The organism is Amycolatopsis dendrobii, assembly GCF_014145675.1.
Taxonomy (GTDB): domain Bacteria; phylum Actinomycetota; class Actinomycetes; order Mycobacteriales; family Pseudonocardiaceae; genus Amycolatopsis; species Amycolatopsis dendrobii.
This window is the reverse complement of record NZ_JACGZW010000016.1, coordinates 15,800-31,735: the sequence shown is the minus strand read 5'-3', so window position 1 is coordinate 31,735 and position 15,936 is coordinate 15,800. Positions and strand designations below refer to the sequence as shown.

The window sequence follows — 15,936 nt, the reverse complement described above, 5'->3', positions numbered from 1 at the left end:
CCCCCTTTCTCAGCGATTCTCGAGTACGACAGCGAGACCCTGGCCGACGCCGATGCAGATCGCCGCGAGCCCCCAGCGGCCGCCGGTGCGGCGGAGCTGATGCGCCAGCGTGCCGATGATCCGGCCGCCGGACGCGCCGAGAGGGTGCCCGATCGCGATGGCGCCGCCGTTGACGTTGACGATCTCCGGGTCCAGCTTCGACCATTCTTTCAGGCAGGCCAGCGATTGCGCCGCGAACGCCTCGTTGAGCTCCACCGCGGCGAGGTCGTCCCAGCCGATGCCCGCCCGTCCGAGCGCGATCTCCGCCGCGCGCACCGGGCCGATGCCGAACACGTCCGGGTCGACCCCCGCGGCGCCGCGGCCGGCGATGCGGGCCAGCGGCGTCCTGCCGAGCCGCTCGGCCGCGGCCGCGTCGCCGAGCAGCAACGCCGACGCACCGTCGTTCAGCGGCGACGCGTTGCCCGCCGTGACGGTGCCGTTTTCCTTGCGGAACACGGTTTTCAGCTTCGCGAGCTTCTCGGGCGAGGAGTCCGGCCGGATGCCCTCGTCCCGGGTCAGCTCGACGCCTTCGACCGGAACCACGTGGTCGTCGTAGAAGCCCTCGTCCCACGCCCGCGCGGCGTTCACGTGGCTGCGCGCGGCGAACGCGTCCTGCTCTTCGCGGCCGATGCCGTAGCGCTCGGCGAGCAGTTCGGTGGACTCGCCGAGGGAAACGGTCCACTGCGACGGCATCGCCGGGTTGACCATCCGCCAGCCGAGTGCCGTGTTGTACAGCGTCTGGTTGCCTGCCGGGAAAGCCTTGTCCGGCTTCGGCATCACCAGCGGCGAGCGGCTCATCGATTCGACGCCGCCCGCGACCACCAGCGAAGCGTCGCCGACCTGGATCGCCCGGCTCGCCTGCATGGTCGCCTCGACGCCGGATCCGCACAGCCGGTTCACCGTCGCACCGGGCACCGATGTCGGCCAGCCGGCGAGAAGCGCGGCCATCCGCGCCACGTTGCGGTTGTCCTCGCCCGCGCCGTTGGCGTCGCCGAGCAGCACCTCGTCCACAGTGGACGGATCGAGCCCGTTGCGCTCGGCCAGCGCACGCAGGACGCCCGCGGCCAGGTCGTCAGGACGCACCCCGGAGAGAGCGCCGCCGTAGCGCCCGAAGGGAGTGCGGATCGCGTCGAGTACGTAAGCGTCGCTCATTCGCCGGCCTTCTTCAGTTCACGGAGCAGGGTCAGTTCGCGTTCGGTGGGCGCGGGGGTGGTCTTGAGGTCCGCGGCCGTCTTCAGTGTCCACCCCGTCGCTTCCACGACCTGGTCCAGCTCGACCCCGGGGTGCAGTTCGGTGAGCGTGAGCTCCGCGGTGTCCGGGTCGGGCCGCATCAGGCCGAGGTCGGTGACCACCAGCGTCGGCCCGGCGCCGCGCAGGCCCAGCCGTTCGCGGTCGCCGCGCCCGGAGCCGTGGCCGAACGACGTCACGAAGTCGACCTTGTCCACGAACGTCCGCTTGCTTTGGCGCAGCACGACGAACACCTCCTTGCAGGACGCGGCGATCTCCGGCGCCCCGCCCGCGCCGGGAAGGCGCACCTTCGGATCGTGGTAGTCGGAACCGATGACCGTGGTGTTGATGTTGCCGAATTTGTCGAGCTGCGCCGCGCCGAGGAACCCGACGTCGATCCGGCCGGGCTGCAGCCAGTAGTTGAACACCTCGGGCACGCTGACCACCGCGTCGGCGGTGTCGGCCAGCTCGCCGTCGCCGATCGACAGCGGCAGCCTGCTGGGTTTCGCGCCGAGACAACCCGATTCGTAGATCAGCGTGAGGTTCGGGGCGTGCGTGCGCCGGGCGAGGTTCGCCGCCGTGCTGGGCAATCCGATCCCGACGAAGCACGACATGCCCTCGCCGAGCGCGCGGGCCGCGGCGATGCTCATCATCTCGTCGGCGGTGTACTCGCTCATGCCTTCACCCCGGTCAGGTCGTTCAGCCACTTGGCGAATTCCTCGCGGTCCCGTCCGATCTCGTCCCATGCCTGGTAGGCCGCGTTGTCCCGCTCGTAGTACCCAGCGGCGTACGAGGGCGCCGCGCCGCGGGGCACCTCGGCCACCGCGGTGACCGCCCAGGACGGAAGGACCAGCGCACCCGGCCTGGGCTCCAGTTCGTCGACGACCTCTTCGACGGTGACCAGCGACCGCTTCGCCGCGAGCACCGCTTCCTTCTGCACGCCCGCGATGCCCCACAGCTGGACGTTGCCCGCCCGGTCGGCACGCTGCGCGTGCACGATCGTGACGTCCGGGTTCAGCGCGGGCACCGCGGTGAGCTGCTCGCCGGTGAACGGGCAGGTGATCGGCTTGATCGTGTCCGTCTGCGCGGGCAGATCGGTGCCGGTGTAACCGCGCAGCACAGCGAACGGGAGCCCGGAAGCGCCTGCGACATAACGGTTCGCCATGCCCGCGTGGCTGTGCTCCTCGATCTCCAGCGGCGCCGGCCACGAGTGCTGCACGGCATCGCGGAACCGGTGCAGCGAGCCGACCCCGGGGTTGCCGCCCCACGAGAAAATCAGCTTGCTCGCACAGCCCGCGCCGATGAGCTGGTCGTAGACGATGTCCGGCGTCATCCGCACGAGCGTGAGGTTCCGCCTGCCCTGACGGATGATCTCGTGCCCGGCCGCCACGGGGATGAGGTGCGTGAATCCCTCGAGAGCGACGGTGTCTCCGTCGTGCACCAGCTCGGCGACCGCCTCGCCGAGCGACAGCACCCTTGCCATCACGAGCCCTTCCGTCTGGATCTTCCTGCTTCCGCCGTTCCGTGCTAGCGTGTTCGCATAGCGCACAGAAGTTCTAGATGAGAACATAGCACGATCCGGCCGCCCGTGGGAGTGCCAAAGGGTGAAGCGGACGTCCGGAGAGACGGCACAAGGCGACGCAAGGTTTTGGGCTTCGAAGGAAGTGAGGTGATGCGATAAGACAACACAGTGCGCTAGGAGTCGGCGAACGGGTTTCGCGGCGACACAGTCGGCGGCAGACCGGGATTTCGTTGCGTGGTACCGCAATGCGGAATTCGGGCACTGCCGACGCCGGTGGCGTACTGTCGCGGTTGGACGCTCCGTCGCAGCTCAGGCGGGTGTCCGGCGGTGAGCGCGCCGCGAACCTCGCTCGGGCGGCACGGTCGGCATTAGGCTGCTCGGCATGCCGAAGATCGCTGTCACCCGCTGGATCCCGGACGAGGCCGTGCAGGTTCTCGGCGAGGCAGGCGAAGTCGAAATCTCGCCGCAGGACCGGCCGCTCACTCCCGAGGAACTGCGGAAGTTCGTCGCCGGATCGGCCGCGGTGGTGTCGATGCTGCACGACCGGATCGACGGCTCAGTCGCGGACGCGGCGGGTCCCGGACTGAAGGTCGTCGCGAACGTCGCGGTGGGCTACGACAACGTGGAGGTCAGTGCACTGGCCGAGCGCGGGGTCGTGGTTGCCAACACGCCAGGCGTGCTCACCGACGCCACCGCGGATCTCGCGTTCGGATTGCTGCTGGCCGTCTCGCGGCGGCTCGGCGAAGGCGAACGTTTGCTGCGCGCACGGCAGCCGTGGTCGTTCCACCTCGGCTTCCTGCTCGGGTCCGGGCTGCAGGGCAAGACGCTCGGCGTCGTCGGGCTCGGGCAGATCGGTCGCGCGGTGGCGAAGCGGGCGGCGGCGTTCGGGATGCGGGTCGTCTACTCCGGACGGTCGGCGAAACCGGACTTCGACGGCGAGTTCGTGTCGTTCGACGAACTGCTGCGCCGTTCCGATTTCGTGTCGCTGCACTGTCCGCTGACTCCTGAGACCCGGCACCTCGTCGACGCGGACGCGTTGCGGGCCATGAAACCGAGTGCGTACCTGGTGAACACCACGCGTGGTCCGGTCGTCGACGAGGCGGCTCTGGCCGACGCGCTCGAAGCCGGCGAGATCGCGGGCGCGGCACTGGACGTGTTCGAGAAGGAACCGGACGTCGAGCCTCGGTTGCTGGAGCGCGACGACGTGGTGCTGACGCCGCACCTCGGATCGGCGACGGTGGAAACGCGTACAGCGATGGCGGTGCTGGCCGCGCGCAACGTCGTCTCGGTGCTCGCCGGTGCCGGGCCGCTGACGGAGGTGGGCCGATGACCCGGGTCGTGATCGCACCGGACAAGTTCAAAGGAAGCCTGACCGCGGTCGAGGTGACGGAAGCGATCGCGCACGGCGTGCGCGATGTGTTGCCGGATGCCGAGATCTCCGAGTGCCCAGTCGCCGACGGTGGCGAAGGGACGCTGGAGGTGCTCGAGAACGCGGGCGGCTCCGTCGTGCGGTTGTCGGTGCGCGGTCCGCTGGATGAACCGGTCGAGGCTCGGTATGTGCTGCTCGACGGCACGGCCTACGTCGAATCGGCGAGGGCGTGCGGAATCGAGTTCGTAACGCCGAGCCGGGACGTCGCGTTGGCGGCGCACACGTGGGGGGTCGGCGAACTGCTGAACGACGCCCTCGCCCGCGGAGCGCGGCGGCTCGTGCTGACCGTCGGCGGTACCGCGAGCACCGACGGCGGTGCCGGCATGCTGGCTGCGCTGGGTGCTGAGGTCCTCGATGTGTCCGGCGCACCGGTCGGTCTCGGCGGCGGATCGCTGACGCAGGTCGCGCGCGTCGACTTGGGCCCGGTGCGGGAGCGGCTGGGCGCAGTGCCGGTCGCAGTCGCGACGGACGTGACGAACCCGTTGCTCGGCGCGAAGGGTGCGGCGGCTGTGTTCGGTCCGCAAAAGGGTGCGGCACCGGACGACGTCCACGCGCTGGACGAAAGCCTGTCGCACTGGGCTAAGGCGCTTGTGCGGGCTGGCGCACCGGACGTCTCCGACCTCCCCGGAGCCGGGGCTGGCGGAGGTGTCGCGGCGGGAGCGATCGCGGGGTTCGGCGCGACAGTCGCGTCCGGCTTCGACTTGATCGCCGCGTTGACCGGTGTCGACAGCGCGCTGACCGGCGCGGACCTAGTGATCACCGGAGAGGGCTCGCTGGACGAACAATCGCTGTCCGGCAAAGCCCCGGCAGGCATCGCGGCTCGCGCCAGGCAGACGGGCGTCGCGTTGCTGGTGCTGGCCGGACGGATCCAACTGGACGCGGACGCGCTGGCCGGCTTGGGAGTCGTGGGCAGCAGCGCGCTGATAGACCACGCGCCGTCGCTGGACTACGCCCGCTCGCACGCTGCGGAACTGCTGCGCGAACGGGCCGGAGTGCTGGTACGGGACTGGCTGCGCACCAGGTAGCAGAACGCTCCCGCGATCAACCGCGGGAGCGTTCCACGCAATAACGCAGCCACCCCGTCGTCTGGACAACCCGCGTCGGGCGGCAGCGCCACCCAGGGATCGGCCGTGAATCAACTCACCGGTCCCGGACGTCTTGAGACATCCGGAGGCACCGGCGAGCGGCACACGGGATCAGCGGACGGACGTCGCAGCGCGAACCCCGTGGCCGGGAGCTTGCTCGCGCAGCCCGTCAGGCGGACTGCTGCTGCGGCAGGACGGCGAAGGCGACGTCGCCGGTGTCGTCCTGCTGAACGTCGAGGACCTTGTCGTCGAGCAACGCCGCTGCCTGCGGCTCGAGGAAGACCTTGGCTCCGCCGTCGGCGCCGACGATGCGGTCGCCGTCCTCCGGGGCCGGGGCTACCGACAGCGCCAACTGGGCGCCGTCGCCTTCCATGCTCTGCAGCGCGAAGCGCAGGCCGCTCTTCTCGGAGTCACTGCCTTGTTCAGCGGTCAACGCGGTGATCGCCTCGGCGGCGGCTTCGGTAACGGTCAGCATCTTTCGGCCTTCCCTTCGTCGCAGTCGGATGCGCGCGGTCGGTTGCAGGGTGGTTTTTCACGCTAAAGGCGGCACGACGGTCGCGCAGTGTGAGCGCGAGGCCGTTTGCCGCGACGGTGGAACCTGTCACAAATACGTTTGAAATCAGGATCTTCGGGCCATGGCCGACCGGATCGCGTCGGCGACCGTGCCGCCTCCGTGGTCGACCCGTTCGCCCTGTGCGGGCACCGGGGGCCATCCGTCCCCCGCCGAGCTGAGCGGCCCCAGGCCGGGGTCGTCCCCATCGGCGTCGACCGGCGGCCGAACCTCCGGCTCGTCCCCCGCACGCTGGCTTTCCCGGACCTCGCCAGAAGTTGCCGCGCCCAGGAAGCCGGACGTACGAAACGGCTCGGCACGAGAGCCGTCCGCGCCGGGCGCTCGACCCTCGCGGGGAGTGTCGTCACCGGGATCGCTCACGGGCACCTCCCGAAAGTCCGGATTGTTCGTGGTGAGCTACCCGAGGCGACTCCGAGTGAAACGGGCCGAACGGCTGTCGTCGGAATCACAGGGTTTCCTTCGGTCCGCCAGGGCGTCAGCGGGCGAAGCGGAGCTAGCGTCGGGACTATGACCACCACCAGGTGGAAACCGCGCGGCCGGATCGGACTCCGCCCCCGGCGCAAACCCAGCGGCGACCCGCTCGGCGATGACGCGCAGCCGGAGTTCCGCACGCTCGACGCGGCTCCGAGCCACCGCCGTCCGGACTCCGCCGAGGCCGCCGACCAGCACCGAGTGGCCGACGCACTCGCCGACGAGATCGAGACTCGCCCCGATCTGCTGGACTCCCCCGCCGACCGCCGCGCGGAAAACGCCCGTCGCCTCTCAGCGGCGAATCCGAGCGCCGAGCGCCAGGGAACGACTGACCAGCTGCCGCCGAAGCCCGAAGACAACGGACCTCGTCGACCCCTAGCGGCCAGCTCAAGCTCCGATCGCCGCGAAAGGGCAACTGCGCCCGCGCCAGTCCCCGGAGCCGCCAGCCACGACTGGGTGAACGCCGCGAGCACCAATCGCCAAGAAACGGCGGCCAGAGACGGCAAGCTGCCGCCAGAGGTCGCCGGTCGTCGCTCGACGGCAACTACGAGCGACCGTCTTCAGCCAGCAACTGGCGAGACCGGCCTGTCGCGATCGGAAGCCAGCGGCGAACGTGCCAGTCGCCGTTCAACGGCGAATCCGAACAACGACCGTCATGAAGCAGCGAAAGACGCTGACCTGCTGCCGTCAAACCCCGCCAACCACAACCCTGCGGAAACCGGCCGCCAACCGCGAGCCGCGACGGATCTTGCAGCCAGGCCCGCTCGCAACCGGACCCACTCGAAGCCAGCCGTCCTCACCACACGCCCGGAGCCGTCGAGCGTCGCCGATAATCGGCCAAACCCCGAAGACCGCGGCACCCGCCGCCGCGAAATGGGCGGCCATGCTGCCTGGTACCTGGCCGCCGGTGTCGTCACCACCGGGCTCCAGGCCGTCCTCTTCCTCGCCTTCCGTCCGGAAATCGGCGCGCAATGGGCGAATCTCGCCGCGCTCGCGATCACGACGGTCGGCAACACCGAGTTCCACCGGCGCGTCACTTTCGCCAACCGGAGCAGCCGCGCGGGCAAGCGGCATCTTCAGGATCTCGTCACTTTCGCCTTCTACGCCGGCTACGGATCGGTCGTCCTCGCGGCCCTCGACGCCGTCGTCCCGCATCCCTCCGCCGGGCAGCAAACCGCCGCGCTTCTCGCGGCCAGTTTCGTCGGCGGAGTCGTCCGGTTCGCCGTTCTGCGGTGGTGGGTGTTCGCCCGTGCGCGGCGAACGCACGCGGCGCAAGATCACCAACGGTAGTGGAACCCGTTCTACCCGCAGTGCGACCACTCTCTGTTGCGCTACCCGGCTATCACTCTTCGTGACGCACAGAATCGGACATCCGCACATGCTGCGAGACCGGATTCGTACTGTGCGTCGGCTGGTCTCGTTTGTGTCAAGACCACTGCTGCTAACGGGGTATTCGTAGTTGAAATGTGGACGGTCGGCCTCCGGCCGCTTAAGGTTACGGAGCGTCGCAACGATCGCAGTGCTCCCCCCGTTCTATCGGAGTACTTGCGACCGCAACATCACAGAGTGTTGACCCCAAGACAGCGACGGTCGCAGGGTTGCCGGGGAGACGACCATGACAGCACCGTCGAAGACGTCCCGTACTGCGGTGTCCGGCGTCGCGGGCTACGTGAGCCCTGCGACGCTGCCCCGGTCCGGCGGACGCCTGACCAAGGAAGACCTCGATCCGCTCGTACGTGCGGCAGGGCAGGGCGATCAAGCCGCGATCGCCGACCTGCTGCACGTGCTCCGCCCGGTCGTCGCCCGCTACTGCCGGGCCCGGATGGGCGGCCGCGACCTCTCCTACCTCGCCGCCGACGACGTCGCACAAGACGTCTGCATGGCCGTCCTCAAGGCCCTTCCCGACTACCAGGACCGCGGCGGTTCCTTCCTCTACCTCGTGCACGCGATCGCGGCCAACAAAGTCGCCGACGCCTACCGGGCCGTAGCGCGCGACCGGTCCGAGCCGGTGCCCGAGCTTCCGGAACACCCGCTCTCCGGCGGCAACGAGCCGGAATCCCACGCGCTGCGCCTCGACCTCGGCAGCCGTCTGCAGGAGCTGCTCACCCGCCTCGCCCCGCTGCAGCAGGAGATCCTGGCGCTGCGCATCGTCGTCGGCCTCAGTGCGAACGAGACGGCCGAAACGCTCGGCATTTCGGCCGGCAACGTCCGCGTCACGCAGCACCGCGCGCTGTCCAAGCTCCGCGAGATGGTGCAGGGCCAGGACTTCTGAGCCGTTTCGTCACTCGAACGGCTGGAACGCCGCCGCGGAGCGCCGAATCGGTCGACAGGCTCTGCTTCGCGCGGCAATCTGGTTTTAGCCCGCCGCATCTTTCAGCTCATATACCCGTGCCGCCGTGCGCTCGAAGACGTCCAGTCGTTCCGGGTCGCTCAGCACACCGGTCAGCGACACCGCCGCGTCCAGTACGACTTCGTAGGCTGCCGCCAGTTCGCACACTGGCCAGTCGGAGCCGAACATGACCCGGTTCGCGCCGAACGACTCGAAAACGTGGTCTGCGTAGCGACGCAGATGGCCTACCTGCCATTCATGCCAGTCGGCTTCCGTCACCAGGCCGGAAAGCTTGCAGTGCACGTTGTCGTGCGCGGCCAGCGACGCAACGCCGTCCGCCCACGGCTGCCATTCGCCTGCCGCGATGCCAGGTTTCGCGGCGTGGTCGAGGACCAGCCGCAGGTCCGGCAAGCGCTCGGCGACCTGGCGGGCGGAGGCGAGCTGCGCCGGTGCCACCAGCAGGTCGTAGACCAGGCCCGCAGTGCCGACTGCGGTCAGGCCGCGCAGGATTTCCGGGCGCAGCAGCCAGTTCGGGTCCGGTTCGTCCTCGACCTGGTGCCGGATGCCGACCAGCGGGCCCAGTTCGCGCAGCCGGGCGATCCGGTCTGCCACGTCCGGGGCGGCGAGGTCGACCCAGCCGACGACGCCGGCCACCACTGGCTCGGACGCGGCCGTGGCGAGGAATTCCGCGGTTTCCGCCTCGTCCGAGACGGTCTGCACCAGCACGGTGGCGTGGACGCCCGCCGCAGTGGTCACTGTGCGCAGGTCGTCGACGGTGTACGGCTGGCGGATCGGAGCCAGCGCGTCGCCGGACATCCACGGGTACTCGCGGCGCGCGGGATCCCACAGGTGGTGGTGTGAGTCGATCACGGGGTTCCTCCGGACACGACGGGGCGGGCGGCCGACCGCAGCAGGCCGGCGTCGGCGAGGTCGTCCCACAGTACGGCTGGGATAGTCGCCGCTGCCCGGCGAACGTTCAGCGACACTTGCTCGGCGTCGTGCGCTCCGACGACCACCGACACCACCGCCGGGTGCGTGCGCGGCAACGCGAGCGCGGCCTCTGGCAGCGAGACACCATGCCGCGCACAGATTTCCGCGATCTTCTGCGCCTTTTCAACGAGATCCGTCGGCGCAGCCGCGTAATCGTAAATAACGCCGGGTTGTTCAGTGGCGAGAATTCCACCGTTGAACACCCCTCCGGCCACGACGCCGACGCCGCGTTCGACGCACAGCGGCAACAACTCGTCCAGTGCCGGCTGGTTCAGCAAGGTGTAGCGACCGGCCATCAGGACGTGGTCGAGATCGAACCGGCGCACGAATTCCGCGAGCATCGGGGCCTGGTTCATCCCGGCTCCGATCGCGCCCACGACGCCCTGCTCCCGCAACTCCAGCAACGCCGGAAACGCACCCGCGATCGCTTCCTCGAAATGATCGTCCGGATCGTGCACGTACACGAGATCGACGCGGTCGAGGCCCAGCCGGTTCAGGCTCGATTCCAGCGAACGCAACACCCCGTCGCGGCTGAAATCCCAACGGCGCCGGTAAGTCCCCGGGACGTCGAAGCCCTGATCGTCTCGTTCACCGGGAGCCACCGCACGCGGTTCCAGGACTCGGCCCACTTTCGTGGACAGGACATATTCTGCGCGCGGATACGCGGCCAGCGCGGCTCCGAGCCTGCGTTCGGACAGCCCAAGCCCGTAGTGCGGCGCGGTGTCGAAATAGCGAATCCCCTCGTCCCACGCCCGCCGCACGCTCGCCGCCGCGGTTTCGTCCGGCACCGCGTGGTAGAGGTTGCCCAGTTGCGCGCCGCCGAGTCCCAGCGGAGGAAGGTCCACGGTCACGCCTCCGCCGGGAGTTGCCACACCAGCCCGAGGCCGTGCGCGACGTCGGAGTGGTCGAGGTCGAGCAGTTCGTTGATCCGCTTCTGCCACGCGATGTCGGCCGGGTCGCCAGCGAGTTTCGCGCGCATTCGCTCGAAATCGTCGACCTCGACGAAGTGGAACAGGTCGAGCCCGTCGCGCCAGATCCGCCACGACCGCACGCCGGCTCGGCGCAGAGCGGTATCCAGGTCCTGCGGGATCACCGCGTGCACCTCCTCGTAGGTTTTCTCCATTCCGGGCTTGAGCCGGGTGCGCAATGCGACCGTGTGCGGTGCCGGGCCGTGGGTCATCGTTCCTCCTGACGGGAGTCGTGGCACGCTGTAGGGGGTAAACATCCGAGGTCTCTGCAGGGAGGGCGGTCCCGATGCCCGTCACCGATGTCGCGATCGACAAGATCAAGGACATGATCATTTCGGGCGAGCTGGCCCCCGGCGACCGGCTCCCCAAGGAGGCCGAGCTCGCGCAGCGGCTGGGGCTTTCCCGCAGTTCGCTGCGGGAAGCGGTGAAGGCGCTGTGCCTGATCCGGGTGCTGGACGTGCGTCAGGGCGACGGCACGTACGTCACCAGCCTGGAACCGAACCTGCTGCTGGACGCGATGACCTTCGTGGTCGACTTTCACCGCGACGACACCGTGCTCGATTTCCTTGCCGTGCGGCGGATTCTGGAACCAGCGGCCACCGCGATGGCGGCGCTGCACATGCGCGACGAGGACGTCGCCGAACTCGGCGCGCTGCTCGGCGAACTGGAGGAATCGCCGACCGTCGAGGCGCTCGTGGCCAACGATTTGCAGTTCCACCGCAAGATCGCGGACGGTTCGGGCAACCCGGTGCTGTGCTCGCTGCTCGAAAGCCTCTCCGGCCCGACCGCGCGAGCCCGGATCTGGCGCGGCCTCACCCAGGAAGGCGCGGTAGCCCGGACCCGCGAACAACACGCCGCGATCTACGACGCGATCGCCGCGCGGGAACCAGAACTGGCCCGCTCGTGGGCGACAGTGCACGTCGCCGGAGTGGAGCAGTGGTTGCGAAGCACCCTGGTCGAAGACGACGCGCCCGGCGATGAGGCCGAGCCTGCGGCTTCCTGACCGGACGACGACGGCTGCGGGGCGGTTAGTTGCAGTGACGGGTCCCTTCATTCCTTGCGGGCAGGAGTGAAGGGACCCTTCGCTTTTGTTCGGCTGACGCGACGGGGACTTTCGCGCCTGCACGGCAGGAGTGAGGGGACCCTTCACGCCATGACCGTCGCAGCGACGGGACCCATCGCGCACGCCTGGCCGGAGCGAGGGGGACTTTCGCGCATCGGGCGGTTTGGTGACCGGCACGCTCCGAATTGGGGAGGGCGAAGGGACCCATCGCGCGCGCTCGGTCGAAGCGGCGGGGATTCGTTCGCCGACGGGCGGAATAGAGGGGCCCTTCATGAACCTCCCCGCCGAGTCGTCCGCCATATCGGCCGTCGAGCCGACCGGACCGCTCGAGGCACCCTGGTCGCCCAGGCTGGCCCGGTCACCCCGACGAACTGAGCCGCCCCGAACGGCCGAGCCACTCCGGCCAACCGAGCCACCCCAGCCAACCAAGCCGCACCCGCCAACCAAGCCGCACCCGCCAACCAAGCCGCACCCGCTAACCGAGCCGCTCCCGCGAACCGAGCCACCCCGGCCAACCAAGCCACACCCGCCAACCGAGCCACCCCAGCCAACCAAGCCACCCACGCCGACCAAGCCGCCTGGGCCGCCCATCCGGCCGACCACCGCACCAGCCCATCGCCCGTCCACCGAGCCAACGCCCCCAGAAGGTCGGATGATCACCGAACCTCCGCCGATCAGGTCTGGGGCTTTCCGCCCGCATACCGGCTGATGATCAACGCGATCAGAATGATCCCGCCGTAAATCGCCTTCAGCCATTCCGCCGGTACCTGGGCGATGCGCAGCAGGCTGTCCACCGACTGCAGCAACAGCACCCCAGTCAGCGCCCCGACCAGCGTGCCCCGGCCGCCGTCCAGTGAAACGCCGCCGATTACTGCCGCGGCGAAGACCTGGAGGATCAAACCGTCGCCCTGGTCAGCGCCGAGGGCGCCGACGTAGCCGGTGTACGCGAGGCCGCCGATGGCAGCCAGGACCCCGGCCACCACGAACACCGCCCACGAGATCCGGTCCACTCGGATACCGGCGGCCCGCGCCGCTTCTCGGTTGCCGCCGATCGCGTACAGGGAGCGGCCCACTCGGTGGTAGCGCAGGCCAAGCCCGAAGAGCACGAACAGGGCCGCCGCGAGCCACACCGACATCGGCAAGCCGGCGAAGGTCGTGGTCGCCAGCGCGGTGAACGCGTCGAGCTGGTCGAACAGCGTCTTGCCGTTCGTCGTGCCGATCTGGGTTCCGCGCAGGACCGTCAGCATCGCCAGCGTCACGATGAACGCGTTCAGCTTCAGCTTCACGATCAGGAAGCCGTTCACGAAGCCGATCAGGGCGCCCACCACGGGGATCGCCACCAGGCCGAGCGCCGAGGGCCATTCGGTGCCGAAGCCGGAAGACGCCGCGGGAATGACCAGCATCGCGCCGATCGCGGGGGCGATGCCCATCGTGGATTCCAGCGACAGGTCGAACTTGCCGGTCAGCAGCACCAGCGATTCGCCCAGCACGACGAGCGACAACGCGGCCGCCGCGGAAAGGATGCTGATGATGTTGTCGAAGGTGAAGAACGTGTCGCTGATCAGCCCGCCGATCACGAACACCACCACGAGCGCGGGCAGCAGCGCCAGTTCGCGCAGCCACGCCGATTTCCGGCGCTTCGCCCGTACCGCGGGCAGCGCCGTCTGCGGGTCGCTCATCAGGTCAGTCATGGAGCCCGACTCCTTCGATATCCGCCACCAGGTCCCCGTCGGACCAGCCGGCCTGGTGAACGGCGGCCACCTCGCCGGCGCGCAAAACCAGCACCCGGTCGGCCAGGCGCAGGTCGTCCAGCTCGTCGCTCACGAGCAGCACCGCCTTCCCCTCGGCCCGCACCCGGTCCACGACCGCGAGCAGGGCCTCCTTCGACTTCACATCCACTCCTGCGGTGGGGTTGATCAGCACCACCACGCGCGGATCGCTCTCCAGCGCCCTGGCGAGCACGACTTTCTGCTGGTTTCCGCCGGACAGATCCGAAACCGGCTGGTCCGGGCTGGCCGCCACGATGTCGTAGTCGGTCAGTGCGCGCGATCCGCGTTCGCGGCGGACCTTCGGGGACGCCAGGCCGCCGCGGCCCATTCGATCGAGCACCGACAGGGTCGCGTTGTCCATAATGGAGTGTTCCAGCACCAGGCCTTCGTGGTGCCGGTCCCGCGGGACACAGCCGATGCCTGCGCGCAGGGCGGCGGGAATGTCGCCGGAGGGCAAGCGTTTTCCGTTTACCGCAACGGTTCCCGAGGTTGGCTTGCGCAGGCCGTAGACCGTCTCGGCTACCTGGTGTTTGCCGCTGGCGTTGCTTCCGGCGAGACCGACGACTTCGCCACGGTGGACCCGCAAGGAGACACCGTGGAAGCCGTCGCCGGACAAGTCGTCTACGGCGAGCACTTCTTCGGCATCCACCGCGAGGGGATCGCGGGTCGCTGCGTCTCGGACGGCAAGGCCGCCCTGCTCCCCCGTCATCGCGTCGACCAGTGCCGCCCGGCTGACCTCGGAGACGGGTGCGGTGAGCACATGCCGGGCGTCGCGCAGGACGGTAACCGCTTGGCACACCTCGTAAACCTCGTGCAGATGGTGCGAGATGAACAGGAAGGTGACGCCGTTCTCCTGCATCTGCCGCATGCGCTCGAAAAGCCGTTCGATGGCCTGGCTGTCCAGCTGCGCAGTCGGTTCGTCCAGCACGATGAACCGGGCGCCGTAACTCAACGCACGAGCGATCTCGACGAACTGACGGTCCTCAACGGACAGATCGCCCGCCGGAGTGTCCACATCGACCCGGACGTCCCACGAGTCCAGCAGCTCCCGAGCTTGACGGCGCAGCTTCTTCCAGCCGATCGCGAATCCGCCCCTGGCTTGCCGGTTCAGGAACAGATTCTCCGCGACGGTCAGCTGCGGCACCACCATCGCGTGCTGGTACACGCACGCCACGTGCGCCTTCCAGTCGTCCTGTTTGGACAAAGAAGGCGCCGGTACGCCACCGAAGGAAACGCTGCCGGTGTCCGTTTCGGACAGTCCAGTGAGGATGGACACCAGCGTGGACTTGCCCGCCCCGTTGCGGCCGACGAGTGCGTGTGACTCGCCGGGCCGCACGGTGAGGCTGACGTCGTGCAGCGCCACGGTCGGCCCGTACCGCTTCCCGACGCCGTCCGCCTGCACTACCGGCGCGCTCACAGGTTGTTACCCCACAACGCTTTGTCGTCCACGTTGTCCTTGGTCACGACCGGCGCGGGCAACTGGTCTTCCAGGATGCCGGGGCTGATCTCGACGATCGTGGAGTCGTGGTCGGTCGGGCCGGGCTTGAACGTCTCGCCCGCCATCGCCTTCTTGAGCCAGTACATGCCGTACTTGGCGTAGGCGTCGGCAGGCTGCGAGACGGTCGCGTCCAGTTCGCCGTTGCGGATGGCGGTGAGTTCCTGCGGGATGCCGTCGTTGCTCACCAGCACCACGTGCTTCGGGTCGCCCACCGGGAAGAACAGGTTCTTGCGCTTGAGCGCCTGCTCGGTCGGCGCGAGGTAGACGCCGCCCGCCTGCATGTAAACGCCCTTGATGTCCGGGTTCGCGGTGAGCAGGCTGTCCAAACCGGACGACGCCTTGTCCGCCTTCCATTCGGCGGCGACCTCGAGGACCTTGACGTCCGGGTACTTCTGCTTCATGCACTCGCGGAACGCCGCCGACCGGTCTCGGCCGTTGACCGACGCGAGGTCGCCCATCACCTGCACGACCTTGCCGCTCTTCACGCGCTTGCCGATTTCGTCGCAGGCCTTGGTTCCGTACGCCTTGTTGTCCGCGCGCACCACCATCGCGACCTTGCCGCTCTCCGGCGCGACGTCCACCGCGACCACCGGGACGCCCTTGTTTTCGGCCTGCTTCAGTCCGGCGACGACCGCGGCCGAATCGAGCGGCGTGACGACGAGACCCTTCACGCCCTGGCTGAGCAGCGTGCCGATGTCCGTGATGAGCTTGGCGGGGTCGCTGTCGGCGTTCACCGTGGGCAGCGCGTCGAGGCCCTGTTCCTTCGCCATCTGCGGCACGTATTTGTTGTAGGCCTGCCAGAACGGCGAGGTCAGCAGGGGCAGCGTCGCCCCGACCTTGCCGGTGCCGCCGCCGCCCGCCGCTGCCGCCGGTTTGTCCTTAGTGGACCCGCACGCACCGAGCACCAAACCGCAGGCGGCCACCGCGGCGGCCAGCCGGATCACCTTCGTACGCACCGCATCCTCCTTGATGACA

15 protein-coding genes and 1 pseudogene are annotated in these 15,936 nt (G+C 69.0%); 5 read left to right on the top strand and 11 right to left on the bottom strand.

The genetic code is table 11. The features are described from left to right. Positions 1–9: 9 nt before the first annotated feature. From H4281_RS37340 to H4281_RS37330, 3 genes are read right to left on the bottom strand one after another with little or no spacing between them, the layout of a single operon-like run. Entirely contained in the window at positions 10–1,191 is a 1,182-nt protein-coding gene (locus H4281_RS37340) for a thiolase family protein (protein ID WP_182895577.1), read from the bottom strand. Further along, positions 1,188–1,943, bottom strand: a complete 756-nt coding sequence (locus H4281_RS37335) for a CoA-transferase subunit beta (RefSeq protein WP_043833033.1) — start codon at positions 1,941–1,943, stop codon at positions 1,188–1,190. The genes H4281_RS37340 and H4281_RS37335 overlap by 4 nt, the downstream gene beginning before the upstream one ends. Next, entirely contained in the window at positions 1,940–2,749 is an 810-nt protein-coding gene (locus tag H4281_RS37330; protein WP_037712884.1) for a CoA transferase subunit A, read from the bottom strand. Before H4281_RS37330 ends, H4281_RS37335 begins: the two co-directional genes overlap by 4 nt. A gap of 421 nt (positions 2,750–3,170) precedes the next feature. Here H4281_RS37330 and H4281_RS37325 point away from each other — a divergent pair, with 421 nt between their 5' ends. Both H4281_RS37325 and H4281_RS37320 read left to right on the top strand, forming a co-directional pair. Then, positions 3,171–4,118 carry a 2-hydroxyacid dehydrogenase gene (locus H4281_RS37325; RefSeq protein WP_182895576.1) on the top strand — a complete coding sequence of 316 codons (948 nt, stop codon included), beginning with the start codon at positions 3,171–3,173 and terminating at the stop codon, positions 4,116–4,118. Next, positions 4,115–5,242 carry a glycerate kinase gene (locus H4281_RS37320; protein WP_182895575.1) on the top strand — a complete coding sequence of 376 codons (1,128 nt, stop codon included), beginning with the start codon at positions 4,115–4,117 and terminating at the stop codon, positions 5,240–5,242. The genes H4281_RS37325 and H4281_RS37320 overlap by 4 nt, the downstream gene beginning before the upstream one ends. Before the next feature lie 229 nt (positions 5,243–5,471). Here H4281_RS37320 and H4281_RS37315 read toward each other — a convergent pair whose 3' ends face one another. Beyond that, the gene (locus tag H4281_RS37315) at positions 5,472–5,777 is read right to left on the bottom strand and encodes a hypothetical protein (protein WP_009074268.1); all 306 of its coding nucleotides are present in this window, start codon (positions 5,775–5,777) and stop codon (positions 5,472–5,474) included. A 144-nt stretch (positions 5,778–5,921) separates the two neighbouring features. Beyond that, complete coding sequence (locus tag H4281_RS37310; RefSeq protein WP_182895574.1) at positions 5,922–6,233, bottom strand: hypothetical protein; 312 nt, start codon at positions 6,231–6,233, stop codon at positions 5,922–5,924. 972 nt (positions 6,234–7,205) lie between these two features. Between H4281_RS37310 and H4281_RS37305 the strand changes: the two are divergent. Next, positions 7,206–7,634, top strand: a pseudogene (locus tag H4281_RS37305) (GtrA family protein); the annotation flags it as partial. Between the two features lie 325 nt (positions 7,635–7,959). Further along, the gene (gene shbA, locus H4281_RS37300) at positions 7,960–8,616 is read left to right on the top strand and encodes an RNA polymerase sigma factor ShbA (protein WP_182895573.1); all 657 of its coding nucleotides are present in this window, start codon (positions 7,960–7,962) and stop codon (positions 8,614–8,616) included. A gap of 84 nt (positions 8,617–8,700) precedes the next feature. Here shbA and H4281_RS37295 read toward each other — a convergent pair whose 3' ends face one another. The 3 genes from H4281_RS37295 to H4281_RS37285 are packed head-to-tail and all read right to left on the bottom strand — an operon-like array spanning position 8,701 to position 10,843. Then, complete coding sequence (locus H4281_RS37295) at positions 8,701–9,543, bottom strand: amidohydrolase family protein (protein ID WP_182895572.1); 843 nt, start codon at positions 9,541–9,543, stop codon at positions 8,701–8,703. Next, on the bottom strand, positions 9,540–10,514 hold the full coding sequence (locus H4281_RS37290) for an aldo/keto reductase (protein WP_182895571.1): 975 nt from the start codon (positions 10,512–10,514) through the stop codon (positions 9,540–9,542). The genes H4281_RS37295 and H4281_RS37290 overlap by 4 nt, the downstream gene beginning before the upstream one ends. Then, positions 10,511–10,843: an L-rhamnose mutarotase gene (locus H4281_RS37285; protein WP_182895570.1), complete on the bottom strand. Its 333-nt coding sequence runs from the start codon at positions 10,841–10,843 to the stop codon at positions 10,511–10,513. Before H4281_RS37285 ends, H4281_RS37290 begins: the two co-directional genes overlap by 4 nt. Positions 10,844–10,917: 74 nt before the next feature. Here H4281_RS37285 and H4281_RS37280 point away from each other — a divergent pair, with 74 nt between their 5' ends. Beyond that, the gene (locus tag H4281_RS37280) at positions 10,918–11,634 is read left to right on the top strand and encodes a FadR/GntR family transcriptional regulator (protein WP_067589361.1); all 717 of its coding nucleotides are present in this window, start codon (positions 10,918–10,920) and stop codon (positions 11,632–11,634) included. A 734-nt stretch (positions 11,635–12,368) separates the two neighbouring features. Here the strand turns inward: H4281_RS37280 and H4281_RS37275 are convergent. The 3 genes from H4281_RS37275 to H4281_RS37265 are packed head-to-tail and all read right to left on the bottom strand — an operon-like array spanning position 12,369 to position 15,917. Then, the gene (locus H4281_RS37275) at positions 12,369–13,385 is read right to left on the bottom strand and encodes an ABC transporter permease (protein WP_182895569.1); all 1,017 of its coding nucleotides are present in this window, start codon (positions 13,383–13,385) and stop codon (positions 12,369–12,371) included. Next, positions 13,378–14,880 carry a sugar ABC transporter ATP-binding protein gene (locus tag H4281_RS37270; protein ID WP_182895568.1) on the bottom strand — a complete coding sequence of 501 codons (1,503 nt, stop codon included), beginning with the start codon at positions 14,878–14,880 and terminating at the stop codon, positions 13,378–13,380. Before H4281_RS37270 ends, H4281_RS37275 begins: the two co-directional genes overlap by 8 nt. Then, on the bottom strand, positions 14,877–15,917 hold the full coding sequence (locus H4281_RS37265) for a sugar ABC transporter substrate-binding protein (RefSeq protein ID WP_370648159.1): 1,041 nt from the start codon (positions 15,915–15,917) through the stop codon (positions 14,877–14,879). Before H4281_RS37265 ends, H4281_RS37270 begins: the two co-directional genes overlap by 4 nt. Positions 15,918–15,936: the final 19 nt, after the last annotated feature.

Coding starts and splice junctions, on each gene's coding strand:
- H4281_RS37320 (WP_182895575.1), top strand. CDS start 4,115: ATGACCCGGGTCGTGATCGCACCGGACAAGTTCAAAGGAAGCCTGACC.
- H4281_RS37340 (WP_182895577.1), bottom strand. CDS start 1,191: ATGAGCGACGCTTACGTACTCGACGCGATCCGCACTCCCTTCGGGCGC.
- H4281_RS37275 (WP_182895569.1), bottom strand. CDS start 13,385: ATGACTGACCTGATGAGCGACCCGCAGACGGCGCTGCCCGCGGTACGG.
- H4281_RS37280 (WP_067589361.1), top strand. CDS start 10,918: ATGCCCGTCACCGATGTCGCGATCGACAAGATCAAGGACATGATCATT.
- H4281_RS37285 (WP_182895570.1), bottom strand. CDS start 10,843: ATGACCCACGGCCCGGCACCGCACACGGTCGCATTGCGCACCCGGCTC.
- shbA (WP_182895573.1), top strand. CDS start 7,960: ATGACAGCACCGTCGAAGACGTCCCGTACTGCGGTGTCCGGCGTCGCG.
- H4281_RS37335 (WP_043833033.1), bottom strand. CDS start 1,943: ATGAGCGAGTACACCGCCGACGAGATGATGAGCATCGCCGCGGCCCGC.
- H4281_RS37325 (WP_182895576.1), top strand. CDS start 3,171: ATGCCGAAGATCGCTGTCACCCGCTGGATCCCGGACGAGGCCGTGCAG.
- H4281_RS37315 (WP_009074268.1), bottom strand. CDS start 5,777: ATGCTGACCGTTACCGAAGCCGCCGCCGAGGCGATCACCGCGTTGACC.
- H4281_RS37330 (WP_037712884.1), bottom strand. CDS start 2,749: ATGGCAAGGGTGCTGTCGCTCGGCGAGGCGGTCGCCGAGCTGGTGCAC.